26 protein-coding genes are annotated in these 26,306 nt (G+C 41.3%); 4 read left to right on the top strand and 22 right to left on the bottom strand.

Annotation, left to right across the window (positions count from 1 at the left end):
• Nucleotides 1-32: 32 nt before the first annotated feature.
• The 6 genes from gpsB to M1E09_RS07800 form a co-directional block, all read right to left on the bottom strand.
• On the bottom strand, nt 33-332 hold the full coding sequence (gene gpsB / locus M1E09_RS07825; RefSeq protein WP_456274279.1) for a cell division regulator GpsB: 300 nt from the start codon (nt 330-332) through the stop codon (nt 33-35).
• 71 nt (nt 333-403) lie between these two features.
• Nucleotides 404-961: a DUF1273 domain-containing protein gene (locus tag M1E09_RS07820; RefSeq protein ID WP_456274278.1), complete on the bottom strand. Its 558-nt coding sequence runs from the start codon at nt 959-961 to the stop codon at nt 404-406.
• Between the two features lie 99 nt (nt 962-1,060).
• Entirely contained in the window at nt 1,061-1,381 is a 321-nt protein-coding gene (locus M1E09_RS07815) for a CotD family spore coat protein (RefSeq protein ID WP_456274277.1), read from the bottom strand.
• 558 nt (nt 1,382-1,939) lie between these two features.
• On the bottom strand, nt 1,940-3,187 hold the full coding sequence (locus M1E09_RS07810) for a ribonuclease H-like domain-containing protein (protein ID WP_456274276.1): 1,248 nt from the start codon (nt 3,185-3,187) through the stop codon (nt 1,940-1,942).
• 174 nt (nt 3,188-3,361) lie between these two features.
• The gene (locus M1E09_RS07805) at nt 3,362-5,632 is read right to left on the bottom strand and encodes a DEAD/DEAH box helicase (RefSeq protein WP_456274275.1); all 2,271 of its coding nucleotides are present in this window, start codon (nt 5,630-5,632) and stop codon (nt 3,362-3,364) included.
• Nucleotides 5,633-5,739: 107 nt separating this feature from the next.
• Nucleotides 5,740-6,525, bottom strand: coding sequence for an alpha/beta fold hydrolase (locus tag M1E09_RS07800; protein WP_456274274.1), 786 nt, complete (start codon nt 6,523-6,525; stop codon nt 5,740-5,742).
• A gap of 136 nt (nt 6,526-6,661) precedes the next feature.
• On the opposite strand from M1E09_RS07800, the gene M1E09_RS07795 reads away from it, so the two are divergent.
• Entirely contained in the window at nt 6,662-7,120 is a 459-nt protein-coding gene (locus tag M1E09_RS07795; protein ID WP_456274273.1) for an Hsp20 family protein, read from the top strand.
• A gap of 126 nt (nt 7,121-7,246) precedes the next feature.
• Here the strand turns inward: M1E09_RS07795 and M1E09_RS07790 are convergent, their stop codons facing one another.
• A complete protein-coding gene (locus tag M1E09_RS07790; RefSeq protein ID WP_456274272.1) occupies nt 7,247-7,747 on the bottom strand; it encodes a YppG family protein in 501 nt (166 codons plus the stop codon).
• A gap of 246 nt (nt 7,748-7,993) precedes the next feature.
• Between M1E09_RS07790 and yppF the strand changes: the two genes are divergently transcribed.
• The gene (gene yppF / locus M1E09_RS07785; RefSeq protein ID WP_456274271.1) at nt 7,994-8,185 is read left to right on the top strand and encodes a YppF family protein; all 192 of its coding nucleotides are present in this window, start codon (nt 7,994-7,996) and stop codon (nt 8,183-8,185) included.
• A gap of 57 nt (nt 8,186-8,242) precedes the next feature.
• On the opposite strand, the gene M1E09_RS07780 is transcribed toward yppF, so the two are convergent.
• From M1E09_RS07780 to M1E09_RS07770, 3 genes are all read right to left on the bottom strand, one after another.
• On the bottom strand, nt 8,243-8,596 hold the full coding sequence (locus M1E09_RS07780; protein ID WP_456274270.1) for a YppE family protein: 354 nt from the start codon (nt 8,594-8,596) through the stop codon (nt 8,243-8,245).
• A 67-nt stretch (nt 8,597-8,663) separates the two neighbouring features.
• A complete protein-coding gene (locus tag M1E09_RS07775) occupies nt 8,664-8,924 on the bottom strand; it encodes a hypothetical protein (protein WP_456274269.1) in 261 nt (86 codons plus the stop codon).
• A gap of 358 nt (nt 8,925-9,282) precedes the next feature.
• Nucleotides 9,283-10,290, bottom strand: coding sequence for a DUF2515 family protein (locus tag M1E09_RS07770; RefSeq protein WP_456274268.1), 1,008 nt, complete (start codon nt 10,288-10,290; stop codon nt 9,283-9,285).
• A 113-nt stretch (nt 10,291-10,403) separates the two neighbouring features.
• On the opposite strand from M1E09_RS07770, the gene recU reads away from it, so the two are divergent.
• Together recU and M1E09_RS07760 are read left to right on the top strand one after the other, a co-directional pair.
• Nucleotides 10,404-11,009 carry a Holliday junction resolvase RecU gene (recU, locus tag M1E09_RS07765; RefSeq protein WP_456274267.1) on the top strand — a complete coding sequence of 202 codons (606 nt, stop codon included), beginning with the start codon at nt 10,404-10,406 and terminating at the stop codon, nt 11,007-11,009.
• 88 nt (nt 11,010-11,097) lie between these two features.
• Complete coding sequence (locus M1E09_RS07760; RefSeq protein WP_456274266.1) at nt 11,098-13,710, top strand: transglycosylase domain-containing protein; 2,613 nt, start codon at nt 11,098-11,100, stop codon at nt 13,708-13,710.
• Nucleotides 13,711-13,757: 47 nt separating this feature from the next.
• Here M1E09_RS07760 and M1E09_RS07755 read toward each other — a convergent pair whose 3' ends face one another.
• The 12 genes from M1E09_RS07755 to panB all read right to left on the bottom strand — a co-directional run bounded on the left by M1E09_RS07755 (nt 13,758) and on the right by panB (nt 26,119).
• Nucleotides 13,758-14,276, bottom strand: coding sequence for a YpoC family protein (locus M1E09_RS07755; RefSeq protein WP_456274265.1), 519 nt, complete (start codon nt 14,274-14,276; stop codon nt 13,758-13,760).
• A gap of 1 nt (nt 14,277) precedes the next feature.
• Entirely contained in the window at nt 14,278-14,928 is a 651-nt protein-coding gene (nth, locus tag M1E09_RS07750; protein ID WP_456274264.1) for an endonuclease III, read from the bottom strand.
• A 255-nt stretch (nt 14,929-15,183) separates the two neighbouring features.
• Nucleotides 15,184-15,891 (bottom strand): DnaD domain-containing protein, encoded by a 708-nt coding sequence (locus M1E09_RS07745; protein WP_456274263.1) that lies wholly within the window; start codon nt 15,889-15,891, stop codon nt 15,184-15,186.
• 161 nt (nt 15,892-16,052) lie between these two features.
• Nucleotides 16,053-17,345, bottom strand: a complete 1,293-nt coding sequence (gene asnS, locus M1E09_RS07740; protein WP_456274262.1) for an asparagine--tRNA ligase — start codon at nt 17,343-17,345, stop codon at nt 16,053-16,055.
• Nucleotides 17,346-17,518: 173 nt separating this feature from the next.
• Entirely contained in the window at nt 17,519-18,718 is a 1,200-nt protein-coding gene (locus M1E09_RS07735) for a pyridoxal phosphate-dependent aminotransferase (protein WP_456274261.1), read from the bottom strand.
• 14 nt (nt 18,719-18,732) lie between these two features.
• Entirely contained in the window at nt 18,733-19,206 is a 474-nt protein-coding gene (locus M1E09_RS07730; protein ID WP_456274260.1) for a cell wall elongation regulator TseB-like domain-containing protein, read from the bottom strand.
• A gap of 12 nt (nt 19,207-19,218) precedes the next feature.
• The gene (locus M1E09_RS07725; protein ID WP_456274259.1) at nt 19,219-19,389 is read right to left on the bottom strand and encodes a YpmA family protein; all 171 of its coding nucleotides are present in this window, start codon (nt 19,387-19,389) and stop codon (nt 19,219-19,221) included.
• A 191-nt stretch (nt 19,390-19,580) separates the two neighbouring features.
• The gene (locus M1E09_RS07720) at nt 19,581-20,411 is read right to left on the bottom strand and encodes a hypothetical protein (protein ID WP_456274258.1); all 831 of its coding nucleotides are present in this window, start codon (nt 20,409-20,411) and stop codon (nt 19,581-19,583) included.
• A gap of 104 nt (nt 20,412-20,515) precedes the next feature.
• Nucleotides 20,516-23,317 (bottom strand): ATP-dependent DNA helicase DinG, encoded by a 2,802-nt coding sequence (gene dinG, locus M1E09_RS07715; protein ID WP_456274257.1) that lies wholly within the window; start codon nt 23,315-23,317, stop codon nt 20,516-20,518.
• Between the two features lie 723 nt (nt 23,318-24,040).
• Entirely contained in the window at nt 24,041-24,424 is a 384-nt protein-coding gene (gene panD / locus M1E09_RS07710) for an aspartate 1-decarboxylase (protein WP_456274256.1), read from the bottom strand.
• 1 nt (nt 24,425) lies between these two features.
• Nucleotides 24,426-25,283: a pantoate--beta-alanine ligase gene (panC, locus tag M1E09_RS07705; protein WP_456274255.1), complete on the bottom strand. Its 858-nt coding sequence runs from the start codon at nt 25,281-25,283 to the stop codon at nt 24,426-24,428.
• Nucleotides 25,283-26,119, bottom strand: coding sequence for a 3-methyl-2-oxobutanoate hydroxymethyltransferase (gene panB / locus M1E09_RS07700; RefSeq protein ID WP_456274254.1), 837 nt, complete (start codon nt 26,117-26,119; stop codon nt 25,283-25,285). The genes panC and panB overlap by 1 nt, the downstream gene beginning before the upstream one ends.
• Nucleotides 26,120-26,306 lie beyond the last annotated feature (187 nt).

Here is a 26,306-nt window from a genome sequence, read left to right as displayed (position 1 = left end):
ACACTCAGAGCAAGCGGTATTTTTATCCAGCATCAATCATAAAGCTTGCTGCCGAATACATGCTTCTCCAAATTGGATAACCTTTTAAGGATATCGAAATTCGTCGTTCCTGTTTGTTGAGAAGGTGTACGGCGATTCGATTCTTCCACCTGTTTCTTCAGGCGGAGGTTTTCCTGCTGTAAATCTTCAATTTCCTGATGGAATGTTTCATAATCTTTAATGATCAGATCAAGGAATTTATCCACGTCTTCTTGCTTATAGCCGCGCATTCCCGATTTGAATTCTTTTTCGAGTATATCTTTAGCAGTCAATTTAACTTTGTCAGATATCATATTTTCACCTCTAAATTCAACCAACATCAATTATATTTTTTCAAAAAAAGCCGTATTTGTCAATTTTTCTTTCAATCAATAGTATTTAATTGTTCCTCTTCCACTATCCATTGCAAATCCATGAAAGTGATTTGCCGGATTTCCAGTGGGTGATTCTCCTGATATTGCTTTGCCATTCGGTAAAAATATTGCGGTGAGCCCTCTTTCTCTTCATCATATAAAACCACGACGGTATCACTTTTATGTAAAAGGAGATTATCCTTATTTCGGAATTGGGCCGGACTCGTGTATGGCTGCTTAGAAACACTATCAACGAAATCGGCCTGTGACAAGATCATATCATAGTATTCCTTATTCTTCTCATTCCAATTTTCTTCCTGCTTCAAGAATGGCGTCAATATGGCCAGTTTCAGATCAGGATAATCAAGCTGTAAGTCAAACACGACCTCTGCAGCCCATAATTCAGTACCCATCTGCCCGCTGATTAAAACCCATTCAAGTCCTTCTTCAAGAAGTGATTCCAATTGTTTCTGTATTGCTTTCTTAATATATTTCAGCGCTTGGTCATCTTCCTTGAAAATTCCTAATTCAAATGATTTATATCCTGTTACAGTCGCTATCGCTGCCATTTCATCACCCCCGGGCGCATTACTTATTCCTACTATAATCGACACTATTTCCTTTGTAAAATAAAAAACAAGGACACTCTGTGCCCTTGTTTAAAGTCATTATCTTCCCGGTCCATACGGCCCAAATCCTGGTCCGCCCATTGGCCCCATAGGTCCAACTGGCCCTCCTGGCCCTGGTCCCGGTACCGCTCCAGGACCTTGCCCTGGTCCTGGTCCACAGTTGAAGTGCTGGTGAGACACGCTGTCCACCGCCGACTGAGATTGTGGGAAATAGTGTTTATGCTGATACATTTGGTTATTTACAATTGTTGTATGCTGCGGATGAACATGAGGAACTTCATACGTTGAAAAGTTATTAACTTTACAGCATTTCGTTGGATGCATAACTGTCGGAAGAACTTGATTAGGTCTGCAATGCATACTAAAATCTCCTTTCATCTTTGTTTCGTTACATTAATAGCCTATGATGAAAGGGTAGAACATGTACTAATGCAAACACCTATTTTTTAAGGCTTCTCGATCTGGTATCGCTTTAACGGCCCTATTGTTTAGAGTAAACCGTCATAGCACCCTGTTTTTATTCAACAAATTTTACAGAAACGTATATGAACCATCCTTCATCCCTGAGAAGACGAAAACGGTTAAGCATATCACAACAAAAAAAAGAACTACTAACGCTCTACTCATCAACATTCATCCTATCTTTCTTATAAATTAGAATCTACGAATTTCTACACAATTCAACATTTTACAAAAGTACAGAGGATTCCTCAATAAGAAATTTTTGGAGTGAGTGGCAGATGCAGGGCATGCATTCATCTCCTTGCTAAAAGAATCGGGCATTCAACCCTTTGATAACAAGGTCTCACACCCTTGAAAGCTTGCTAAACCAAGTAAATAATAATATTTACTATTTCGACATCTTTCAATTCTGCATACATTTTTTAGCGAAAGTTGCGGTTACCCGGGAAATTTTCGTTATTTCGCTAATTTTCTTTCCAGCCTGTCTATCCTCTTGGATAGCTCAATCAATTGTTTTTCATTGCCGAATGATCTCTTTGTTATTTCCTCATAAGCCAATTCGCTAAACATCCTGGCAGAATCCAGCTGTTTAAATTGATGTTCGGATAATTTCGCTAATTCAATACAGGCTTCTGCTCTTACAGATTCAGGGCCATCTACAGATACTTCCTTCCAATATTCATAAGCCTCCGAGTATTTCTTTAACCGTTTATATTGGAAAGCCAGCGAATGTTTCGCGGCCATTGAATCTTCTCCTGCCGGTTCTTCAGCCAGTTGTTCCAGTCTTTTCACTGCATGTTCCTTATCACCCAGGTAATCAAACCATTTCCCCACCAACAGCTTTTCCTTTGAAGTTTGGTGTGAATCGATACCAAGGATTTGGAAACTGAGATGGACATAAAGCACGACCAGTGACAGAATATCGAGTTCATTATGAAGAAGCACTTTCAACATCCCTTCTGGGTCCTTCCTCTCCACGAAGTCAAAATAAATCATGGGCGCCAGATAACCGGGTACATCATCTTTCCGGTGGAAATTCAATATTTCTTTTTCTACATTGGTTAATTTCACTGACTCCATTTCCGACTTCCATAGCCTTCTGCTGCCATGGAAAAGGTCAAAATGGCCAAATGCCGGCAGCTTCGGTACGTGCTTCCTGATGAGGGTATGCCTGGTTTTCACTTGCGGCCAGTCAAATGCTTTCCCATTATAAGTAACCAGCGTATTATAATCCACCTTTTCCAGGAAGCTGTGATACAAAGGGATTTCACTTCCCGGCCGGGGAAGGATATGCTGCCTTAACACGAGTTTGTCTTCAAGTACCTTTGCATATCCCAGAAGGAAGATCGTGTTTCCTGCTCCACCCCCAAGTCCGGTGGTTTCTGTGTCAAAAAAGAACAAGTCATCTTCAGACAAGCCGTGAGCAGATAACGGGTGATTTCCTGCAAAGGAATTCCAGGCATTAACAGCTTCTTTTATTTGACCAAGCTGATACTTCCCGTGAAATTCAGCAAGGTCGTAGGATTTTTCCCGAATCAAACAGTAATCTCCATCTAAATAATAAGGTTTAACGCCATTTGAAGACCAACTTTCCCAGAATGGAATTTCTTCATTAGAGGTGGGTTCAGGAGGATTGGCAGGCGGATCAGCCTGTTCCCTTACAATATGATTTCTCATCCGGTTCAACTTATTTTTTAATGACACAAAGCCCCCTCCTTCCGTTAAAGCTGTTTTTTAATAGATTGCTGCTTTCGGATAGCCCCTGGACAAGTTCTTTTCTCTCAACAGGCAAAGCAGCTCTTTTCTTTCCTGCTTACCAGGATATTGCCAGCGAATAATAAATTCATATCAATAGCACAAAGTTTAAGAAAAGAGCCTTCATGAATGATGGTCAACAAGGAACATATCCAGCAGTTTCATGGCATCGTCTTTTGCACTTTGGGCTGATATATCGGTACCAATACAAGAAGGACACCCTGTTTCGCACCGGCATCTTTCTATCATTTGTTTTGCCTCTTGCAGGATTTCGTCCATTTGGTCAAAAACCTTTTCACTTAAACCGACCCCTCCAGGGTAACGGTCATAGATAAATATTGTTGGCTTTTCGTTGTGTGCCGCTTTTAGTTGCGGAACAACATAGACATCACTTGTGTCGCACATGACAAAAAGAGGGACAATAGCCTTTAAGCTTTGGGCTAGTCCGATCAGCCCCTGTTCAATTCGATCACTGTTCAAATCCACTTCTTTCTTCAAAGACACCCATGTCGAACTGGTATGAAGCTCTTCTTCAGGTAGATGGATCGGACCCGATCCGATATTTTCATGTGTATCAAATTTTATTTTTTTGAAGATGGTTGCCATCGCCTGGACAGTGACATCTCCATAGGCTGTTTCAGCTGAATCCGAACTAATCGACTTGTCTTCTTCCAGAACGCTTAACTTAACAGCCAGGTTGGCATCCGTAAAGTAGTCGACATCCACTTCCCTCACAAATGCTTTTTTCTCATCCCAGTCAAGGTATTCAACTTGATACTGAATCCCCTGATGCAAGTAAATCGCTTCATCATGCAGGAGTGTCATCGCCGAAAACCTATCCATTTCACCGATTACCTTTACATTCGCAACATCACTTTGATCAATGATGATGACATTCTCCTGGGAAGCCGATCTTAAACTGATATTGTGGGCAGGGAACGAGTCATTCATCCAATACCATTTTTCTCCATTTTTATGAATAACCCTTTCCTCGGCTAGAAATTCCAGAATATCTTCTATATCCAATCCGCCAAATTTTTCTCCATCCGTAAAAGGCAGTTCATAAGCAGCACATTTTAAATGATCGATTAAGATAATTAAATTATCAGGGTTGATCCTGGCTGTTTCCGGAGAACGCTCAAAGAAGTATTGAGGATTCTCAATAATGTATTGGTCCAGGGGACTTGAACTTGCTACCATGATGACCAGCGCTTCATCCTGCCGCCTTCCTGCCCTTCCTGCCTGCTGCCAGGCACTTGCAATGGTCCCTGGATAGCCAGTCATGACACAAACCTGCAGCTGGCCAATATCCACCCCGAGTTCAAGTGCATTGGTACTGACTACACCATAAATTTCTCCATTACGAAGACCTTTCTCAATTTCTCTCCTCTGTGTCGGCAAATATCCCCCACGATAACCCCGGATTGATTTAGGGCCAAGCTGGGATTTGACCAACTCTTGTAAATACGTAAGGATGATCTCGACTCTTACCCTGCTTCTTGCAAAAACAATGGTTTGTATTTTATTTTCCAATAGCGATCCGGCTATGTCTCTCACTTCTAAAGTAGCACTTCTTCTTATATTTAAAGGCTTATTGACAATAGGCGGATTATAAAACACAAAATGTTTCTTCCCGCTTGGAGCCCCATTGTTGTCAATCAGCACCATATCTTTTTCAGTCAGTCCCTCGGCCAATTCCTGAGGATTGGCAATCGTAGCGGAAGTACAAATAAAGATCGGATCACTGCCATAGAACCTGCAAATCCTCCTTAGTCTTCTCATCACATTACTGACATGGCTGCCAAATACACCGCGGTAAATATGCAGTTCATCAATGACAACATACTTTAAATTTTCAAAGAGGGAGACCCACTTTGTATGGTGTGGAAGGATTGCTGAGTGCAGCATATCCGGATTGGTTATCACAATATGTCCGGCTTTTCTTACTTTTTGGCGAATATTTGCCGAAGTGTCTCCGTCATATGTATAACTGTTAATTGCAGCATCCGCTTCAGCAATGATTTCATTGATTTCGCTTTTTTGGTCTTGAGCCAATGCTTTTGTAGGAAAAATATAAAGGGCTCTGGTGTCCTTGTTTTCCAAGATAGACTGCAGCACCGGAAGATTGTAACACAGTGTCTTCCCGGAAGCTGTAGGTGTAACAGCCGTAAAGCTCTTCCCACTCATTGCCGTTTCGAAAGCAGTAGCCTGATGGGTATACAGCTTTTCGATCCCCCGTTCGCTCAAGGCTTTTTTCAGTTTAGGATGAATACGATCCGGCAGGTCTTCCACTTGCGCCTTTTTCTCATCTATTGTATGCCAGTGAACAATCTGGCCTTTATTATCTTTTTTCAATGTATTTATCATTTCCTGCAGATTTCTTTTCCGAAACATGCTTTTCACCTCTCTCTTTATTTTAGCGAATAAACGTTCGAATAAAAAGAGAAAAAAAAAGCCAGGCAATAATTGGCTGCTGCCATCTGCCTGACGTTATTTACAGTTTATTCATTTTCCAAAATGAAGTCTTTGATTTCGATTGACAATTTTTCCGGTTCCTCATAGATACCCATATGGCCTGAATGATCCAACAGAACCTTCTTCACATGCCTGCCATCAACGCAGAATGTACTTTCCTGAGGCACAACGGAATCCTTTGCTCCAGCTGCCAAAAAGACAGGCACCTTGCTGTTTGTTATTGCCGCCTGGCGGTCTCCCCTGCTCCTCATCGCTTTAAGCGTTTCCTTTGCTCCTGCAGGGCTTGTATTATATCCTATTTGCTTCACATTATTGACATCATCCTGAAAATCTTCCAGATGTTCATGGTTGAACAAGTTGGAAACCAGTTCATCGATAAATGGTTCCATACCGTATTCATCAATCTTTTCTATAGATCTTGTCCTTCTATCTTTTGCCTCTTCATTATCAGGCAATGGGGTCGAGTGGATTAATCCGAAGCCTTTCAGCTTTTCAGGAAAGTTCTCCGCAAATGACAATGTCACGTATCCTCCCAGCGAGTGGCCGAACATGTACACATCCTTCAGTTGCTTCTGGTCCATAAAATAATTGATATCCTTGGCCATTTCATCTAGTGTATAACCGCCTTCCGGAATTCCTGACTTACCATGTCCCCGAAGGTCTATCGCTATGACTCTGAATTGATCTAAAAGCGGTATTACTTTCTCCCAATATTCAGAGCTTCCGCAGAAACCATGCAATAGAATGACCGTCTGCCCTTGGCCATGATCTCTAAAGGCCAGCTCATGTATGCCAACACGTTGAGTATCCATTAATAACCCCACCCTTTTTCAGAATCTATTGTTTATATTGCCCTTTACCGAACTCAATAAACGTCGGGCATATTTACACCTTTTACTGAATCCGCACATAAAATAAATGGAGAAAACTGCCTGAAAGGAGACAAGTATGATGGATGGTAAGCTCCCGGATAAAAAGAGACAAAAGCCCTTCAGTGACCTGATGGATTCCATGAATGGTTTTTTTCATGAAAAACCGGTCAGGGGGATCCTTGAAAGTATTGATGAGTTCTTTTCCTCCCCTTTCCCATTTGGAGGATTCCCAATTGACCTGAAGGAATCCAAGGCGGACTACACAATCACAGCAAAGCTTCCTGGTGTAAAAAAAGAGCAGATTGATATTGATATCTACCAAAACTACGTAACAATCTCAGTAGATAATAATGAAGTCCATACTCAGAAAGATGAAAAAGCAAACGTGTTCTTCCAAAAGCAGCTGAAGCAGCACAACTCACGAACAATCCCGCTGCATGGCATGATCGACGAAAGAAAAGTGAAAGCTTCTTATGAAAATGGATTATTGACACTCAAGCTTGGTAAGTTAAGAGGGAAAAAGGTAGAATTATAAAAGCTCAGGGAATCCCTGAGCTTTTTTGTTTTGCTGTTAATTGGTAACAACCTATGATCCCGCCTTGGAAATTTAAATCCTCAGGTACAGAGCATCATATCCGAAGACGGCCCTTGTTCAACATAACTACAACTTAAACATTCCACCAAGGCCCTTGACCATGGACGACACCTGGTTCAAAGCATTCATCATCTGACCGGTTGTATTCATCATTTTGTTGAAGTCGAGCGAGCCATCCTGTGATTTAAAAGAATTCATGATCGTCCCTACCCCGGATGAAGGAGGTTTGACCATAAAACTGCCTTGAGGATAAGGATTTGTCATACCGGGGTATTCATTATACCCACCCTGCTGTTGATAATAAGTATTTTCTTCAGGCTGGAGCGGGTTTTGAAAGAACTGATTTTGATAAGCTGACTGTTGTCCCGGGTTGGTTTGATACCCTGGCATTTGCGGTTGATAACTGCCACCGTTCCCATAGGGGGATTGCCCTGGAAATCCAAATTGCTGATGACCATATCCCTGTGGCGTGCCATATGGAGAATATGGTACAGGACCAGAATAACTTTGTTGGAAGCCTCCATTATAACGGGGGGCTGGATACCTTTTATTATTGTAATGATTCATTTCCATTCATCCTCCTGACAAAGGAATCTCTGCTATAAAATATGTTTCTGCAGCAAAAATGTGCCAATGCCTTGTGCAAATGTCCAAAAGAGCATTCATCAACAATAGTACTTTCGACAAAAATTTAATTTTTTTGTCGGAAGTTCCATTTTTCTTACAACTTCTAATTTGCAGAATTCATGTTAGTATAGCCTTGTAAGGGGAAGGGATGACCCAAATTTCAACGTAACAAGGGGAGGAATAAAAATGAATTTAGAAGAGATTCAGCAATTATTTCATGAAAAGTACCATTTTAATCCAGCTACATTAAATGAACTTCTTACATTTGCCCGAAAGTGTTACATATTAAATGAAATTTCCATCACGGAGTACCGTCAGCTTGTAAAAGAAATTGAAGCAGCCTATCCGTCACCAGAATCGCCTGTGGTTCCAAACTGAATATAGATAAATAAAGGGCAGAATCTTTTGATTCTGCCCTTTCCATTGCCTATCGAATTACTCATCATATTGGTCCAGGACGGTTTTTAAAACGTAATGGACTGATTGTGAATGACTGATGAACCTCTTATAGCTGGACTCGGGGAAAAATGCCTGAATAGAAATCATTTCAATGTTTTCAGCTGTATTGATGATTTGGCTGGGATGGAGGTTTTTCGGCCTGCTGTCCTTCATCCATTGAAGGGCAAGCTGATGCCATTCATCCACCAGCTCTTTTGTACGGTCAGCAAAAGGCTTGACCTCTTGATAAAAATCCCCTTTTTCCCCTCGTTCTCTTGTTTTTTTATATGTCGACAGAATTTCTTCATTTAGTTGAAGAAGATCGGAAGTTAATTGTTTTAAGTTATTCATACGGCATCCTCCCATAATTGAGAATAAAAAAAAGCAGCTTGTAAGCCACTTTGGTTGTTACTTCATTTTATGTGGTTTTATAGGATAATTCAAGATTATTGATCTTACGCGCCTTTTCCGGTACACCCTCCCCATAAAGATGCATTTTCACAAGAATCCGTCCCTCTGATTTCATATATCCCTTTTCAGCTCTGGCAACTTTCAATTGCCTTTCCTTTATTATTATTGATTTTTCTTCATGAACCTTCGCGCCTATCTTCTCTTCTAATTGTTCAAGTTGATTTTCTATGTCTGTCAGCATTCCGAGCAGGTCATCTTTACAAACCATATTAAAGCCTCCTCAAATTAGGTTTATATAAGTATTCTCCCTCTTTCCCCTTCTACCTTCAGGCTTGACAAAACTAGTATTCTTTCGGCAAAGAAAGTGGAAATCGCATAATCTCGACGAAGATTTTCGACAGAAATACTGAATGAAATTCCACAAGGATTAGAACAATACTAAGAGGAGGTGTGAAACGACCATGGCTAAAAACCAAAGCAAAGAACAAAGAATTAAAGAAGCAAAACGAAACGAAACGAAAGCCGGACAAGGTAACCCGAAATTGGAGGGGCCGGACCGTCCATCAACTTAATATAACGCTAGTTTAAGACAGTGCCGGCAAGCTCATACAGAGCGAACCGGCACTTTATTTCTTCCTATTAAAAAGGTTTCTTATCTCAATTGCTTTTTGCAGCTGAAGTTGTTTGCCAAAATACCATTGGGTCAGTTTGACAGGCTCCTTTGCCTTAGACCGGCTAAACCACTTGCTTTTCACTTTTCTTTCTTTAGACCAGTCGCCAAGCGGCTCGTGGATATGGTGCTCTGTCACATCAAACACTGCCCGGAGGATGGGCGTCCCTGTAAAAGGCGCACCCCTGCAGTACTGTTCATAATCTCTTCGGGATCCTGTCGGTTCAACTGAAAGCGCAAATTCCTTAAAATAAAAATATAAATCCTCTTTAAATAAAATTTGTGCGAGCCTGTTCCCCAATGCAATTCGGCTATCCAATTTTCTAAAATCGCTTACACTTGCTCCGTATAAATTCCCTCCTCTTGTCGGGAATAAAACTGAACTGAAGTGAAGATGATCTTCCAAAAAGAATAAATTAGATTTGAATACTCTCCTTTTATATACAGGATGACGAATGACCGGTTCTTCAATGACATTTTGTTCATTTATGATAAGTGCCTGCATCAGCCTTTCCATATCTTCATCCTCCCAAAAAAGTTTCCACTCTTTCTGCATGAATGCCGACACAAAAAATTCACTTAATAAGTGAAACATTTCTTTCTTCATTTCCGTCATATAGTGATATATCAAGAGCTGAGGAAAGATATCTTGAAAAATCAGCCAATTCGCCCTTTCATATGTAAGGAAAAGGTCTTTTCGAATATCTCTGTCAATCACATCGGGAAGCCATGCACCTTTTAGGTCGCACATGTTCCATCCGGCATTTCGAGAGACCATGGAGGCTAAAAATGACCATTTTATTTCAGGGTGTAATAGGTAATACTCTTGATAAGCCTTCGTTCTGGAAATATTGTCCTTATTATAGCGAAAGGTTGTTTCCCTGATCTTCCTTATTAATGTCTCAGGGGTTTCAGCGGATGAGCAAACGGGTAAAAACCGGTGAAAAAAGGATATTTTCTTCATGTAAACCGCCTCGTTAGTCTTTATAGGGTTATGATGACGAGATTTAGGAAATTTTATTCACCCATCTTCTTGACGTATCTGATATCATATAGATTAGTTTGTGAGGTGTGAATATGAACTTCCATTATCCTAATGGGAAAAAGTTTATTCCGAAGGATTCCTCTGCCAGTAAGAAACCGGCAGCCAAGAAAGTTTCATACAGCAACCGGGGGATGACATTAGAGGAAGATATCAATGAGACGAATCAATACTACCTGGCCAACGGCATTGCAGTTATTCATAAGAAGCCAACCCCTGTTCAAATTGTCGATGTGCACTATCCGCAGCGAAGTGCTGCCGTTATTAAAGAGGCTTATTTTAAGCAGCCTTCCACGACGGATTATAATGGGTTATTTCAAGGCAGATACATAGATTTTGAAGCGAAGGAAACGAGAAACAAAACCTCCTTTCCGCTGCAAAATCTTCATGAGCATCAAATCATCCATATGAAGCAAGTGAGTGAACAAAAGGGTATTGCCTTTATCCTGATCCGATTTTCGGCGACAGAAGAAATATTCTTTATGAAATTTAAAGAACTTTTTATATACTGGGAGAGAATGGAGCGGGGCGGCAGAAAATCCATCACAAAAGCCGAAATTGAAAAAGACGGATACAAGATTCCGTTGGGTTTTCATCCCCGTATTGATTATCTTAAAATTGTACATTCTTTATTCTTTTAAATACGGAAATCTCATGCTGTGATTGAGTAATGCTATCCATGACTCCTAAGACAGCGATTTAAGAGATATGAAAGTGAGGAAATAAGTTATGTCTGGTCAATATAAATCCAGGGAAGAAAAACGCCTTGCACAGCAGAAAAAAGCAAAGGCAAATGGAAAAGGAAAGAAAAAATCATTCTTTGCCAAAGCGCTTATCAGTTTATTTATTATCGGCATCATCGGCATGCTGTCAGGCGCCGGCCTGTTTGCTTATTATGCAAGCAATGCTCCTGCATTAGACGAGTCCCTGCTCAAAGATCCTATCGCCTCTGAAATTTTCGACATGAACGGCGACTTAATTACAACAGTAGGAACCGAAAAGCGGGATTATGTAAATTACGAACAGATCCCCCCTCTTATGGAAGAAGCAATATTGGCTACAGAGGATAACCGCTTTTATAAACATAATGGTATAGATTTGATCCGCCTCGGCGGAGCCGTTATTGCCAATGTAACAAATGGATTTGGTTCTGAAGGGGCCAGTACATTGACACAGCAGGTCATTAAAGGTTCATTCCTTACACCTGATAAAACGTTGGAACGTAAAGCCCAGGAAGCATGGCTTGCCATCAAGCTTGAACAGGAATACACAAAGCAGGACATCTTTGAAATGTATTTCAATAAAGTCTATATGTCTGCCGGAATTAATGGTTTCGGCACAGCTGCAACCTATTATTATGGCAAAGAATTGAAAGACCTTGAGCTCCATGAAGCGGCCCTTCTTGCAGGAATGCCGCAAAGCCCAAACAACTACAATCCTTTTAATTTTCCTGAAAAAGCAGAGAAAAGAAGAAACATTGTTCTCAGCCTGATGCACCAACACGGTAAAATCAGTCAGGAAGAAATGGCACAGGCGCAGGCAGTTCCTGTCACAGAAACGCTTGTTTCAGAAGAAAAAAGAGAAGAGCGTTCTGTTGATAAGTATCAAGCATTCATTGATGTTGTTATCGATGAAGTCGCTGAGTTGGGAGACTACAACCTCTTCACTGACGGTTTGAAGGTGTACACCACTGTCGATCCTAACGCCCAACAGCGTGTAGAAGCGATTCTTGCTGGCGAGGCAATTGATTTTGAATACCCAGCACGATTTGAAGAAGCTGTCATGCAGGCTGGCATCACCCTGCTTGATACACAAACTGGGGAAATTCGTGCAATCGGCGGAGGAAGAAACTATGGAGAAATTAAACGAGGATTTAACTTTGCCGTTGACCAAAAAAGGCAGCCAGGATCAACAATAAAGCCTTTATTAGATTACGCACCAGGTATTGAATACGAGAAGTGGTCTACCTACAAGCAGTTTAAGGATGAACCATACGAATATGATGCTGGAGGAGAAGTTAACAACTGGGATGGAGCATTTAAGGGCAATGTTTCTATGCGTCTCTCATTATGGGATTCCCGGAATGTCCCAGCAGTAAAAGCTCTAAAAGAAGTTGGTACCGAAAGAGGTACTGAATTCATCGCAAACCTTGGTCTTGACTTTGAAGAGCAACTTTTTGAATCTGCTGCGATTGGTGGAACACCTGGCGTAAACTCTATCCAAATGGCAGGTGCTTATGCTGCATTTGGTAACGGAGGAGTTTACAACAAACCACACACCGTTAAGAAAATTATTCTTAGAGATGGTGAAACGGAGGTATCTGTCGATCCGGAACCTAAAACCGTAATGAAGGATTACACCGCCTACATGATCAATGATATGTTAAAGGATGTCTTAAATCCGGGAGCAACTGGAGTATTTGCAAATGTCCCAGGCTTGCCTATGGCAGGAAAATCGGGGACCACAAACTATGATGATGACTTCAGAGCTACACATGATATTCCTAAAAATGAGGCACCAGACTCTTGGTTTGTAGGTTATACTACAAACTATACTGCCTCTGTCTGGACAGGATATAAAGAAATAAAATATTCCTTAGATCCAAGAGAACGTAGAATAGCACAATACATCGTCAAAGATCTCATGAGCTATGTGTCTCAAGATATCGACACTGAAGACTTCAAAAAGCCGAAAAGTGTAGTCGAATCGCCTGTTGAAAAAGGCTCTAATCCTGCACGTCTGCCAAGTGACTATACACCTGATGATAAAATCACTTATGAGCTGTTTGTGCGTGGAACAGAACCTAGCCAGGTTTCAGAGCAATTTGATAAGTTGCCTGCTCCGCAAGAATTCAAGGCAGATTATGATAAAGACAAAAAGACCATTACTCTGACATGGAAATATGAAGAGGATGAGGATAGAAAACCAAGCTTTGAAGTAACAGGTTCGTTCAATGATGAGGAAGCAAAAGTGCTTTCCACGACACCTGAAAAAGGCTTGATTGTTGAGAACATTGCTGCTGATGGTACTTACTCATTTACTGTAACAGCAGTCGATGGTGAACAGCGCAGTGATTCAGCAACTGTAACTGTTGTAGTTCAGGAAGAGGAAGAAGAACAGGATGAAGGTTCAGAAGAAAATCCTGAAGATCACGAAAATCAAGATGGAAATGATGATGAGAACCAAGAAGGAAATGATGATGGAAACGGTGAAGGTGATGGAGATGATGGAGACAATCCTCCTGCCGAGGATGACACTGGCGATGGCGAAGGCAATGGCCAAGGTAACGGCGGCAATGGGAATAACTCGGGTAACAACTCCGGAACCGGAAGCCAGCAATAATAATAAAGGCGTCTGACATATGTCAGACGCCTTTTTCAGTGATTCATTCATTTCGATTGCGAAATAGCAAGATGTTTAGCAAATTGCTTTATTTGTTCCGTAAATAACTGATCCAATTGTTTATATGAGTGAAATAGCGACGGCTGCATAAACACAAATTCAAGCCTTTCTCCTGCATTTACAGGTTTAACATGTAATTTCGGAAGCTCTTCTTTCCAATCAGCCGCATTGGCAGGCAGACCATTCGTCCAAAATAAATACATAAGAAAGCATGCTATAGCGTTTTTCATATGCTCCTCTATTTCAGCTGCAGCCCTGGCAGAAAACGCCTGATTTAAGTTTAGGCGCAGCGTCTGCCAACTTTCCTCTAACCGTTTGACCTCATCTGTATTTTCCCAGGGAAGGATCTGTAAAGGAATATCATTGTAATAGAGAAATTCAAATGAAAAAACAGGTTTCAATGAGTCTTTCTCTTCCATATTAATCAAAAGACCCTTTTCATCATCATTAAAAAACAAGGAGTTCATAAGTTGTACAGGAATAGGAAGTGATATAGCTTCCCCCATGTTACTTCTTCCTTTTCATGCGTTTTTTTCCTTCTCTGCAGAGATCAAGAAGCGGACATATATTACACTGCGGAGACTGGGCTTTACAATGATACCTTCCGAAGAAAATAAGCCGGTGATGGGTGTCCGACCATTTTTCTTTAGGAATTTTTCTCATTAAGGTCTTTTCAACCTCCAAGACACTGTCTTTCCAGCGGCAGATCGCCAGCCGCTTGCTCACCCTCTCAACATGGGTGTCTACAGCCAATGCTGGTTCCCCGAACGCTACGGATACCACCACATTTGCCGTCTTCCTTCCCACACCAGGGAGTTCAACAAGTTCATCCCTTGATTGAGGGACCTCTCCTCCATGCTGCTCTAAAAGTATTTCACACAGGCTTCGGATATTTTTCGCCTTATTCCTGTAAAGCCCGATAGAACGTATATCCTGCTGCAGCTCCTCAAGGCTTACCTTTAAGTAATCTTCGGGTTCTTTGTATTTTTCAAATAGTGTCTTTGTAACTTTGTTTACCAGTGCATCTGTACATTGGGCTGATAACAATACGGCAATAACTAAATCAAAAGGGTTTCGATGATTCAATTCACAGTGAGCATCCGGAAACATCTTTTCCATTTCAGATAAACAATACTCAATTTGACTTTTATTCAACATTATTTTCACCACTGTATTTCAATTTATTTTTATGTATATCCTGAATTCTTGTCTTAAAACAAGGCTTTGTTAAAGAGTAGAAGTAGCAAGAAATTAATTGCAGTTTATAAAGGATAAAATGTAAGGCATTAAACTTGAATTACAACATCATTAACTAACAAAGCCTAAAACAAAGGGATGTCAAGCCTGCTATGCAATGGATATGACATCCCCTTCTCTGTTCTATTCATATAACTGCATGTGCAGAATGTCCTATTACTGTTCAAGCCAGTTATAAAACGGTACAGCCTTCTTATCGCTTTGAGTTGTTTGGCTTGATGGCTGCACTTTCTGATGCGGACGAAACCGTTCTCCATGCTTCTTGGCCTGTTCTATTGTTTTCACGCCATTCTTCTTCCACTCAAATAAGATGCGGTCGATATAACGGAAATTCAATTTCCCTGAGATAACAGCTTCTCGAAGAGCTGCCTTGATGATCATTGCATTATGTTCATCCTGGTCTATCCACATTGCCAATGTTTCACATTCAAGCGGTGAAAGAGGCCGGCTGAATTCTTGTTCAAAACAAGTATACAAGTCGCTCTCATCCTGTAAAGTCTTTTCTACACTTTCTCCCTTGCTTTCAGATGCAAGAAAATCAGCAAGTTTCGTCCAAAGAGGTTTCAAAGAATATTTCTCGTAAAGAATGCCATTTGATGAATTTCCTTCTTCAATGGAAATGAATTGGCTTTGAACAAGTCTTCTGAGAATTGATGAACACTCTTCACTGGAGAAACTCATTTTGGAGGAAAGTTCTTCAGGAGTAGGGAAATCGTTGCCTTTTTCTATAAAAGAAAATACCTGGAGCAGCAAAACAAATTCGGATTCGCTCAAACCAAGTCTGTGGTAATTGGACAGAAGGAGCTGAGGAATACTGACAGTACCTTCTTCCATCCAAGCTATCATCAATTGTTTATAATCCATAATACGTCCACCTCATTCATTAGTATATCATGCTGACAAAAACACTGAACATGGAAAATGACTACATCTGCGGAAACAGCCATGGGCCTCCCGCCAGATGGACAAAAGCGGAAAAAAAGACTGCCCTGGAAAAATATCACAAGACAGTCATTTTGAATTTTTTATGGATATAAGCGGTTTAATAGTCTTGGGAATGGAATTGATTCACGTACGTGTTCCACACCGCTGATCCATGCCACTGTTCTCTCCAAGCCAAGTCCAAAGCCTGAGTGAGGTACAGAACCGTATTTACGCAGTTCCAGGTACCACTTATAAGCTTCAGGATCCAAATCATGTTCCTTGATTCGCTTGCTTAGAATTTCATGGTCATGAAGGCGTTCAGATCCGCCGATGATTTCTCCATAGCCTTCCGGTGCTATAAGGTCTGCACAAAGCACTACATCTTCCCTTTCAGGATGCGGCTGCATATAGAATGGCTTCAAGGCAGTAGGGTAATGAGTAATGAATACCGGTTTATCATAGCTTTCTGCGATCGCCGTCTCATGGGGAGCACCAAAATCATCGCCCCACTCGATATCGTCGAAGCCTTTTTCCTGTAAGAACTTGATGGCATCATCGTAGCTGATCCGCGGGAACGGAGCCTTGATATTTTCAAGTTTTGAGGTGTCACGTCCCAGCCTCTCCAAATCAAGCTTACAATTTTCCAGAACAGATTGAACTATATGAGATACATACTCTTCCTGCACTTTCAGGCTGTCATCGTGCTCATAGAACGCCATTTCCGGTTCGATCATCCAGAATTCAATCAGGTGGCGGCGTGTTTTTGATTTTTCTGCACGGAATGTCGGTCCAAATGAAAATACTTTTCCTAACGCCATTGCAGCAGCTTCCATATACAGCTGGCCGCTTTGTGAAAGGTACGCATCTTCATCGAAGTATTTAGTATGGAAAAGTTCAGATGTTCCTTCTGGCGCACTTCCTGTAAGGATAGGCGGATCTACTTTAACAAATCCTTCTTTATTGAAGAATTCATATGTTGCACGGATGATTTCGTTTCTCACCTTCATAACAGCATGCTGCCGGCGTGAACGCAGCCATAAGTGGCGGTTGTCCATCAGGAATTCTGTACCATGCTCTTTTGGTGTAATCGGGTAATCAACGGATTCATGAATGACCTCCAGGTTGTTTACCTGCATCTCATACCCAAACGGAGAGCGGCTATCTTCTTGGATTACACCCGTAACATACAGGGATGTTTCCTGGGTAAGCGCTTTTGCTTTTTGGAAGATTTCTTCTTCGACTTCACTCTTCACTACAACACCTTGTATAAAGCCTGTCCCATCACGAAGTTGAAGAAATGCAATTTTCCCGCTTGAACGTTTGTTTGCAAGCCAGGCACCTATTGTCACTTCTTCTCCTACATATTTATTCACTTCTGCTATTGTTGTTTTCACGTTTAATTCCCTCCAAAACCTTTCAACAATGACTTATGTATCATTTCTTATTGTTTCTTATTATACATATCGATACAACCACTAGCAACACAGAAAACCTGTAAACTCACTTACAATTTGCAAGGATAAAAATATTTTCCGGTGGTAACTGACAGGTTACCACCGGAAAATGGTTACTTTGCATCTTGGATTTTCTGATTTACAAAAGAATGGATGCGTTCCAAAGCTTTTTCAAATAAGTCTAGAGAGGTTGCATAAGATAATCTTATATTATCGGGAGAACCGAATCCAGATCCCGGAATGACGGCTACATTCGCTTCTTCGAGAAGTGCCTTTACAAATGTATCAACTGATTCATAACCCGTCAATGAGGCAGCCTCTTTGACATTAGGGAACAAATAGAAAGCTCCTTGAGGCTTGATGCAATTAAAGCCGGGAATAGCATTTAATTTTTCAAATACGATATTTAATCGTTCCTCGAAGGCTTTGCGCATTTCCTCTACCGGTTCCTGTGTTCCATCATATGCGGCAATGGCTCCATGCTGAGATGTAGTCGTCGGATTCGATGTAGAATGGCTTGCCAGGTTTGTCATTGCTTTAATTATCTGGGCATCTCCTGCAGCATAGCCGATTCTCCAGCCCGTCATGGAGTGTGATTTAGATACTCCGTTGATAACGATGGTCTGTTCTTTCAGTCGGGAAGAAATTTCAGCGATTGACACATGGCTGTTTCCTTCATAAACCAATTTCTCGTAAATTTCATCTGAAACAATCAAAATGTTCTTCTCCAGACAAACCTCCCCAATTGCTTCAAGCTCTTCCCTGCTGTAGAGCATTCCAGTCGGGTTGCTCGGGGAATTGATGATGACGGCTTTTGTTTTTTCCGAGACAGCATTTTCCAGCTGTTCAGGGGTGATTTTGTATTCATTCTCTTCTCTTCCTTCAACAATGACAGGCTTCCCGCCAGCAAGCTTAACTTGCTCTGGATAGCTCACCCAGTATGGTGTCGGAATGATAACTTCATCCCCTTCATTGAGAAGGACTTGAAAGAGTGTGAACAGAGCATGTTTAGCACCGCTTGTTACGATTACTTCTTCCCCTTCATACGAGATACCTTGATCATTTTTGAATTTATTGATGATTGCTTTCTTTAATTGAGGCAAACCGCCGGCTGGAGTGTATTTTGTATGGCCTTCGTTCATTGAAGTATTAGCAGCAGCCATAATGTGTTCAGGTGTGTTGAAATCAGGCTCTCCTGCTCCAAGGCCGATCACATCAATGCCCTGTGCTTTCATTTCCTTTGCCTTTGCTGTGATAGCAAGGGTTGTTGAAGGTGTCAAAGCACTAACCCTTTCAGCTAATTCCCATTTCATATCGTTTCCTCCTATTAAAGATTTTCAATCTTCCTCCACCACTCTCCCGTTTCAAACAGAAGGTAGTAGTAATTCAGATGCTCATTATCATCAAGATAAGTCAGCTCCCAAACCGGACCAACACTTTCCATGCCCAGTTTTACTGATAGGATTTCGTGTACTTCTTCTTCCTCATTCAGTTTATTAATTGCAGCCTTTTTCGAGATTCCATCCGCCCATTTTTTCACGATAATTTCCTCGTCTTCTTCAGGGACCCATACGATTATTTTCTCGCCGTCTGTATTTTCCCCTGTAATGACAACATATGAGTTTTTTCCGTTGTAGAGGGAAACATCCTCGGTCGATGCAATTTCCGTTTCATTCTGAGCTCTCTGAAGAGCACCCTCTGCCTTGTTGTTTACCGGTGACCTGGCATTCAAAAAGATTGCCGCCATCGCTCCAACAATGACAACTGAAACCAATACAATTAAAAATATAATTTTCTTCATTTCATCACTTCTTTATGTACGATATATTGTGAAAACAGCTTGTTCCTGGTCTTCCGGATCCAAAGCCAGTCCAAACATCAAATCTTTTTCTTTCAGTGTCCGGTTTAATGCATCAACCACTTTATATAAGTCGGGTGAATGCTGGATTTTAAGTGTCGACAACACTTCAATTTTGCTTTCCAAAGAAAATCCTCCTTACATCACAAAAATTGTTATAAATATTGAGCCTGAAGTTAAGACACAATAACATTAGAACCATAAATCATTATAACAGCAATCAAGCAATAGCCGACACTATCAACAAAAAAATAATTCTAATCCACACACACACTTCTTCAGGGGGCTGTTCTCAGTCCTCTTTCATATGGATTTCTTCAGCCTAATATCTGGTTCTCCTCTGGAAATGTTATCACTTCATAATTATCTTTATTGAATTTAATCGTTATCAGGCCATGCTGCCCTGTAAAATACACATCAATCCAGCTTTCATGAAAAAGCTCAAGTACATCTGTGTTGATAAATTTCTTCTTCTCCCTGTAAAAGATAGCTGTTTGCGGGTCAATATGATTTAAGAGCCTTTCAGATAAAAGCTCTGTTTTATCATACAAGGGAACCTTTAGTATATTTACATTGCTGAGTTGTTCATTGATGAGTGAATCTTCTGCAATGGAAGAATGCGAGCTGAGCCATAGGAATCGATGAGGCAATGACGTAACAGTAAAATCAAAACCTTCATTATCCTGATAGCCTTCATACATCACATCGATGGTGACCTTTTCATTTAATGAAACCTTTTCCCCTTTTTTCAATGCATGGACCTTTAAGTCCGGGTCCATTACTTGCGCAGCCATCATGGCGCCCGTCAATATTTCTTCCGTTCCCCATTTTTTGATGATCTCTTTCAGGGATTCTGGATGATATTCTTTTATATCCGTAACCAGGATACCCGTTATTTTCTCGATTCCATATTGCTTTAAAATCGCAGAAAGATCTTTTAACTGTTCGGGTTCACCTGAATTGATTAAATAGTTTATCCCCTGCGGGAGATGTATAATGCCGATTTCTCCTTTTTTAAAAGGCAAAAAAGTCAAGGCAAACTCATCAGGTTTAAGTTTTAAATCAACCTTCGGAGCTGCTGTTATTATATTCCCTCCTGTAGAAAGAAAAAACATAACCATCAGGATTCCGGCTAACATGCGTCTCATGATTAACATACCTCCAAAACACGTCTACATATAGAGTACGTTAATCATGAAAATTTATCCGGCCAAGAAGGGATGACCATATACAAGATTTATTCAGCGCCCTGCTACAGCCAATCTTCAATCAATTCAACCATTTCTTGGAGTTCTCCCTGCCTTACAGGCATATCTGGAATCGATTCGAGAAAAGCTTTTCCGTACCTTGCCGTAATGATCCTTCTGTCGAAAACAATCACAATTCCTCTATCTGTGCTTCTTCTGATAAGCCTTCCGACACCCTGCTTAAATCGCAGGATCGCTTCCGGGAGTGAGTGGTAAGAGAAAGGATTCTTTCCTTCATTTTTTAAGATCTCACTTTTAGCTTGGGCGACTGGCTCATCTGGTGGAGAAAATGGCAGCCTTACGAGGACCAGGCAGGATAAATCTTCACCGGGAATATCCACACCTTCCCAAAAACTGCTTGTTCCAAACAGGATTGCTTTATCGAACCGCTGAAAATTTTTCGTCAGCCGTGTCCTGCTTCCACTGGATATCCCTTGAGCCATGAGAACAAAATCCTCAAGGAGGCCGCTGTCCTTCATCAAATCATGTGTCTTTCTAAGCATATCAAATGCAGTAAATAACACCAGCATCCTTCCCTTTGTTGCTTGGGCAACTCCGATTAAATGAGTGGCAATTGCTTCTACATACTCATCAAGCGATACATTTTGAATTTCAGGGACATCTGTAGGAATAAAAAGCTTTGTCATTTCACTATAGTTAAAGGGTGAAGATATTTTGTACGTATCGATATTATGATCGGATAAGCCAATCTCTTCAATGAAATACCTGAATGAGTTCTGAACAGTTAATGTTGCAGAAGTCATGATCGCGCATTTCTTTACATCAAAGAATGATTGTTTCAGCTTATCTCCTACAGAGGCGAGCTGCGATTGGATCATCAGGCTGTTTGGCAGCGAACGGAGATCGCCTTCAAGCCATATAACATCATTTTTTGAAGGTGAAAGGAACACATCCTGGAATCCTGATTTCAATTCATCCCACTCAACAAGGAAGCTGAAGAATTCTTCTACGGCCGCTCTTTCTGAATCTTCAAGCTCGCTTTCCTTTTCCTTTAGCTTTTGGAGGCGTTCCATCATTTCATTCGATAATCTTTTCATTTGGGAAACGACTCTTTCGATACACATTATGGCTGGCTGCCATTCTTTTGACGAAAGCACGGAATCCGTCAGTCTCATTTGTATTTTTTGGACGCCTTTTCTCTTTTTTGCCTGCTTAGTGAATAGAGCGGTAATGATTGAAAAGCATTCCTCGATCTCTCTATAAAATTCTGTTACGAACCGATCTAATTCAAAAGAGTGCAATTGAGGTTTGATGAGATGGGCTTCAAGTATTCTTTCAAGTTTATGAAATAACTGCCGCTGGTCCCAGGTTCCTAATTGGCCAATGACAAATTTAGCTGATAAATAATCAATGACCCTGCCAAAGTGACTTCTTGCCGACTTTTCCAGATGATGTGCTTCATCTATGATCACTGTGTCATATGAGGGCAGCAGCTTGCTGTCACTGACAACATCCGCAAGCAGCATGGAGTGGTTCGTAATAACAAGATCCGCTTCTTTTGAAATTGCTCGTGCATGGAGATAAAAGTCTCTGCCGACCCAAGGATCTTTTTTAATATGCCAGCCGTCATGGCGGACTCTGTTCCAATACAGCCGGCCTCCACTTGTAAGGTTCAGTTCATCAACATCGCCTGTTTTGGTTGAAGTCAGCCATACAAGGATCTGCATTTTCGTTATCGCTGTATCATAGTGGTTTTCATCTTCAGTCAGTGATTGTTCAAACTTAAAAAGATTCAAATAATGATTTTTCCCTTTTAAAAGAACTGCATTGAAAGGGAAATTCAGCATTTTTTTCAGAAACTTTATTTCCTTTTCCAAAAGCTGTTCTTGAAGCTGAATGGTATAAGTACTTAATACAACAGGTATTCCATTTTGCTTGCTGTGGTATACAGCCGGCAAAAGATAGCCTAACGACTTTCCAACACCAGTACCTGCCTCGATGATAACGTGTCTGCTTTCCGACATGGCCTCATGTGCTTTATCCATCATATAAAACTGGCCGTCTCTTTTCTCAAACCCTGATAACACTGCTGATAACAAGGCCGTTTTATCATTATCGCCATGAGGGTAGGTGATTTCAGCAGGAAGCAAAGGGTTCTGGGGCAATGCCGTTTTTCTCTTTAAAGCAATCCCTCTATATACTTCGAGCTCAGGATCTATGTCCTCTATTGACTTGCGCTTATCGGCAAGGATGTTTGAAAATAATAACGATAAATCACTTTTCAGCCATGATGACAGCCTTTCCATTTGTTCAAGCGTCACAAGAGGCAAAGTTGAAAGCTTTTCGATGAAGTAAATCAGCAGCTCAGCTGTCACTAGGGCATCACTATCCGCCTGATGCGGTCTGCTGTGGGTAAAAGACAATCTGTCCGACAACTCCGTCAGTTTATAGCTGTCTGCTGTAGGCAGGGTGATTTTCGCCAGTTCGACGGTGTCAAATGAAGGACCGGTAAAGGAATTGTATCCCGCCTCTTCCAACTCCGCCTGTAAAAATCCCAAATCAAACTGCACATTATGGGCACAAAAAACAGCTCCATCCAATAGCTCCAGCACCTTAGGAGCGATTTCTGCAAATTCAGGAGCATCTTTGACCATATCATCATTTATGCCGGTCAGTTCCTCGATGAAGGAAGGAATTGCAACATCGGGGTTTATGAATGTTGTATATGTATCTGCAATGACTCCATCTTGTACGACCATTGCAGCTAACTGAATTATTTTATCTCCCTTTTTCGGGGAGTTACCAGTTGTTTCAAGATCTACTACCACTATTTTTTGAGGTATCATAAATCACACAGCCTTTATCTACTCTGTTTATCCTCACAAGTGTACCATATTACCCGATTACAGAGCTAGAAGAGAGCCATGAAAGTAAAATGAATTGCTGCTTTGTCACATTGGCTGTGTTATAGAGTGTTGTGGTTTGAGGTCTCTGTCTTTAAAAGTGTTGGCTGATTTCCGCTCCAGGCGTACGACTCCGCGGGGCGGGCGTTGAGCCTTCTCGGCTTTGCCTGCGGGGTTACGTTCCAGTGGGTACGTAACCTTGGTCTCACCTGTCCCGCTAATCACGCAGGAGGTCGCACGCCTTCCGCTCCAATCGACCATATCATGCTTTACTCCATCGAAGTCATGAGTTTCATTTCTAGATTAATTTTAAATCTTATTTAAGCAAAAGCATGAGGGAACCAGTGCATTTTGTTATTTCATTGGTTAAAACCCATTTACTATTAAACTAATACCAACATCATTATCTAACAATACTTTCAAATTCAATACTAGATTTTAAAATATGAATGGTGAAGATATATAATTTCAGAGTGGAAGCATCAGAGCACGTAAATACAGCGGTCCAGTAACTCGTAACAAACGCTCCACTTCAAACAGGCTCACAGTGAACCAATCGTTTTGTATTTCAGCAGCAGAAGGTTAAGCCCTTTCCTGAAACAACAATAAATTCGAAAATTAACGAATATAAAAAAGCGAGTGGCTGTCACTCGCTTTTTGGGTTGATCAATATACAGTTGCTTCAGGTTCGGTTCCGATCATTTCTACAATTTTATTGTTTTCATCCATGATCGCGACTTTCGGTACATGTGTATGGACGTTTTCCTCAGCAACCAGCTTATAAGAGATAACGATGATTACATCACCTGGTTGTACAAGGCGGGCCGCTGCTCCGTTCAAACAAAAAACTCCGCTTCCGCGCTCTCCTGGAATAATATACGTCTCCAGCCTTGCCCCATTATTGTTGTTGACGATTTGTACTTTTTCATTCGGCAGCATTCCGACATTATCAAGGATATCCTGGTCGATTGTGATACTGCCAACATAATTTAAATTCGCTTCCGTTACAGTAGCTCTATGAATCTTTCCGCTCATCATCGTTCTAAACATTTTATTTCTCCTCCTGGCCTGCCTTGATGATAATATTATCAATCAAACGGGCTTTCTCAAATTTCACTGCTAAGGCTATGATAAACTCTCCGGTTAGTGACGGTAATTCTTTAAGTTCCGGAAATGAATAGACTTCGATATAATCAATCAAACCGCTTGTTTCTGCAGTAATCCGTTTCTCAATAAAAGAAATGATTGTTGACGGGTCATATTCACCTTCAGAAACTAACATCTCAGCTTCTTGAAGGCTGCTGTAGAGGACAGGTGCTTCGTCTCTTTCTGTCTGTGATAAATAGACATTCCTGGAACTCTTGGCAAGCCCGTCTGATTCCCTGACAGTCGGGACCCGATTAATGTTGACAGGGAAGTTCATATCCCTTGTCAATCCCTCTATCACGGCAACTTGCTGTGCATCCTTCAGGCCGAAATAAGCATTGTCCGGGACAACGATATTGAACAGCTTTGACACTACAGTTACGACTCCGTCAAAATGCCCTTCCCGTCTGCTTCCGCATAAAACATTGGTACGTTCCGTTACTTGCATCTTTATAGAAGAACCGGAATACATTTCATCCGCTGAAGGAAGAAACAGCACATCTACACCAGCTGATTGAGCAAGGTTAGCGTCCCTCTCAGGATCACGCGGATAACTTTCAAAATCCTCATTAGGCCCGAATTGAAGGGGGTTAACAAAGATGCTCATTACAACAATGTCATTTTCTTTTTTTGCCTTCTCTGCAAGTGTAAGATGGCCTTCATGCAAGAATCCCATTGTTGGAATAAACCCTATCATTTTCCCGTTGCGCTTTTCTTTAAGAAGAAAAGACTGAATCGAGGAGATGTCAGTGAATTTCTGCATTATTTGCTTCCTCCATATAACGTTTGAAGTTCTTCTTCTTTCATTGTAAACGTATGTCCCATTTCAGGAAATTGCCCCTGTTTGACCTCCGAATGGTAATGCTCAAGGCCGGCAAGAGCTACTTCATTCATGTCTCCATATTTCTTGACGAATTTAGGAATACGTTCAACTCCATAGGTCAAGATATCATGATAGACAAGAACCTGGCCATCTGTTTCACTCCCTGCTCCGATTCCGATTACAGGAATACGGAGGCTTTTGGCCACTTCGGAAGCAAGCTGTCGGGGAATACATTCAACTACAAGGGCAAACGCTCCCGCTTCTTCACACCTTTTCGCTTCTTCCATTAGCTTGGAAGCTGCTTCAGCGGTTTTACCCTGAACTTTGTATCCGCCTAATACACCAACAGACTGAGGAGTCAATCCAAGATGAGCGACAACAGGAATACCGGCACTTGTCATGTCCCGGATAGTATCAACGACCTGTCCCCCTCCTTCTACCTTTACAGCGTGAGCTCCGCTTTTCTGAACGATTTCCATCGCCGCTTTCAACGTGTCCCGCTTAGAAAGATGGTAGGTCATAAAGGGCATATCCGTTACGATGAACGTATCTGGAGCCCCCCTTTTCACAGCTTTTGTATGATGAATCATATCATCAAGGGTGACTGACACGGTGGAATCATAACCTAGAACCACCATTCCAAGCGAGTCGCCTACCAGGATCATGTCAAGGCCCGCCTTTTCCGAAAGCTTGGCTGATGGAAAATCATACGCAGTCACCATTGATATTTTTTCATTTTCTTTTTTCATTTTAATAAAATCAGAAGTGTTCTTCACAAGCGGTTCCTCCTTTTTAAGTCAGAGGCTGCGAAACATATAAATGAAAAAGGCTGCTTTCGAAAAAGTTGTCATAAACGCATCAAACAAAGTTTCCGAAAAGAGCCTTACACAAAAAGGGACCCTTCCCTAAAAAGGCAGAAGGATCCCGTATAATTCATAGTTATTGTTTCGATCCTCCGTCCCT

This window comes from Bacillus sp. AK031, from assembly GCF_053903065.1.
Note: the sequence above shows the minus strand (reverse complement) of the source record. Positions and strands in the feature narration are given on the sequence as shown.

Coding starts and splice junctions, on each gene's coding strand:
- M1E09_RS07820 (WP_456274278.1), bottom strand. CDS start 961: ATGGCAGCGATAGCGACTGTAACAGGATATAAATCATTTGAATTAGGA.
- yppF (WP_456274271.1), top strand. CDS start 7,994: ATGAATTTAGAAGAGATTCAGCAATTATTTCATGAAAAGTACCATTTT.
- panC (WP_456274255.1), bottom strand. CDS start 25,283: ATGCAGAAATTCACTGACATCTCCTCGATTCAGTCTTTTCTTCTTAAA.
- M1E09_RS07775 (WP_456274269.1), bottom strand. CDS start 8,924: ATGGTTTGTAAAGATGACCTGCTCGGAATGCTGACAGACATAGAAAAT.
- recU (WP_456274267.1), top strand. CDS start 10,404: ATGAACTTCCATTATCCTAATGGGAAAAAGTTTATTCCGAAGGATTCC.
- M1E09_RS07745 (WP_456274263.1), bottom strand. CDS start 15,891: ATGGATTATAAACAATTGATGATAGCTTGGATGGAAGAAGGTACTGTC.
- nth (WP_456274264.1), bottom strand. CDS start 14,928: ATGTTGAATAAAAGTCAAATTGAGTATTGTTTATCTGAAATGGAAAAG.
- M1E09_RS07760 (WP_456274266.1), top strand. CDS start 11,098: ATGTCTGGTCAATATAAATCCAGGGAAGAAAAACGCCTTGCACAGCAG.
- dinG (WP_456274257.1), bottom strand. CDS start 23,317: ATGATACCTCAAAAAATAGTGGTAGTAGATCTTGAAACAACTGGTAAC.
- panD (WP_456274256.1), bottom strand. CDS start 24,424: ATGTTTAGAACGATGATGAGCGGAAAGATTCATAGAGCTACTGTAACG.
- M1E09_RS07805 (WP_456274275.1), bottom strand. CDS start 5,632: ATGTTTCGGAAAAGAAATCTGCAGGAAATGATAAATACATTGAAAAAA.
- M1E09_RS07755 (WP_456274265.1), bottom strand. CDS start 14,276: ATGGGGGAAGCTATATCACTTCCTATTCCTGTACAACTTATGAACTCC.
- M1E09_RS07790 (WP_456274272.1), bottom strand. CDS start 7,747: ATGAATCATTACAATAATAAAAGGTATCCAGCCCCCCGTTATAATGGA.
- M1E09_RS07800 (WP_456274274.1), bottom strand. CDS start 6,525: ATGGATACTCAACGTGTTGGCATACATGAGCTGGCCTTTAGAGATCAT.
- M1E09_RS07730 (WP_456274260.1), bottom strand. CDS start 19,206: ATGAAGAAAATTATATTTTTAATTGTATTGGTTTCAGTTGTCATTGTT.
- gpsB (WP_456274279.1), bottom strand. CDS start 332: ATGATATCTGACAAAGTTAAATTGACTGCTAAAGATATACTCGAAAAA.
- M1E09_RS07795 (WP_456274273.1), top strand. CDS start 6,662: ATGATGGATGGTAAGCTCCCGGATAAAAAGAGACAAAAGCCCTTCAGT.
- M1E09_RS07780 (WP_456274270.1), bottom strand. CDS start 8,596: ATGAATAACTTAAAACAATTAACTTCCGATCTTCTTCAACTAAATGAA.
- M1E09_RS07770 (WP_456274268.1), bottom strand. CDS start 10,290: ATGAAGAAAATATCCTTTTTTCACCGGTTTTTACCCGTTTGCTCATCC.
- M1E09_RS07815 (WP_456274277.1), bottom strand. CDS start 1,381: ATGCATTGCAGACCTAATCAAGTTCTTCCGACAGTTATGCATCCAACG.
- M1E09_RS07735 (WP_456274261.1), bottom strand. CDS start 18,718: ATGAAATGGGAATTAGCTGAAAGGGTTAGTGCTTTGACACCTTCAACA.
- M1E09_RS07720 (WP_456274258.1), bottom strand. CDS start 20,411: ATGAGACGCATGTTAGCCGGAATCCTGATGGTTATGTTTTTTCTTTCT.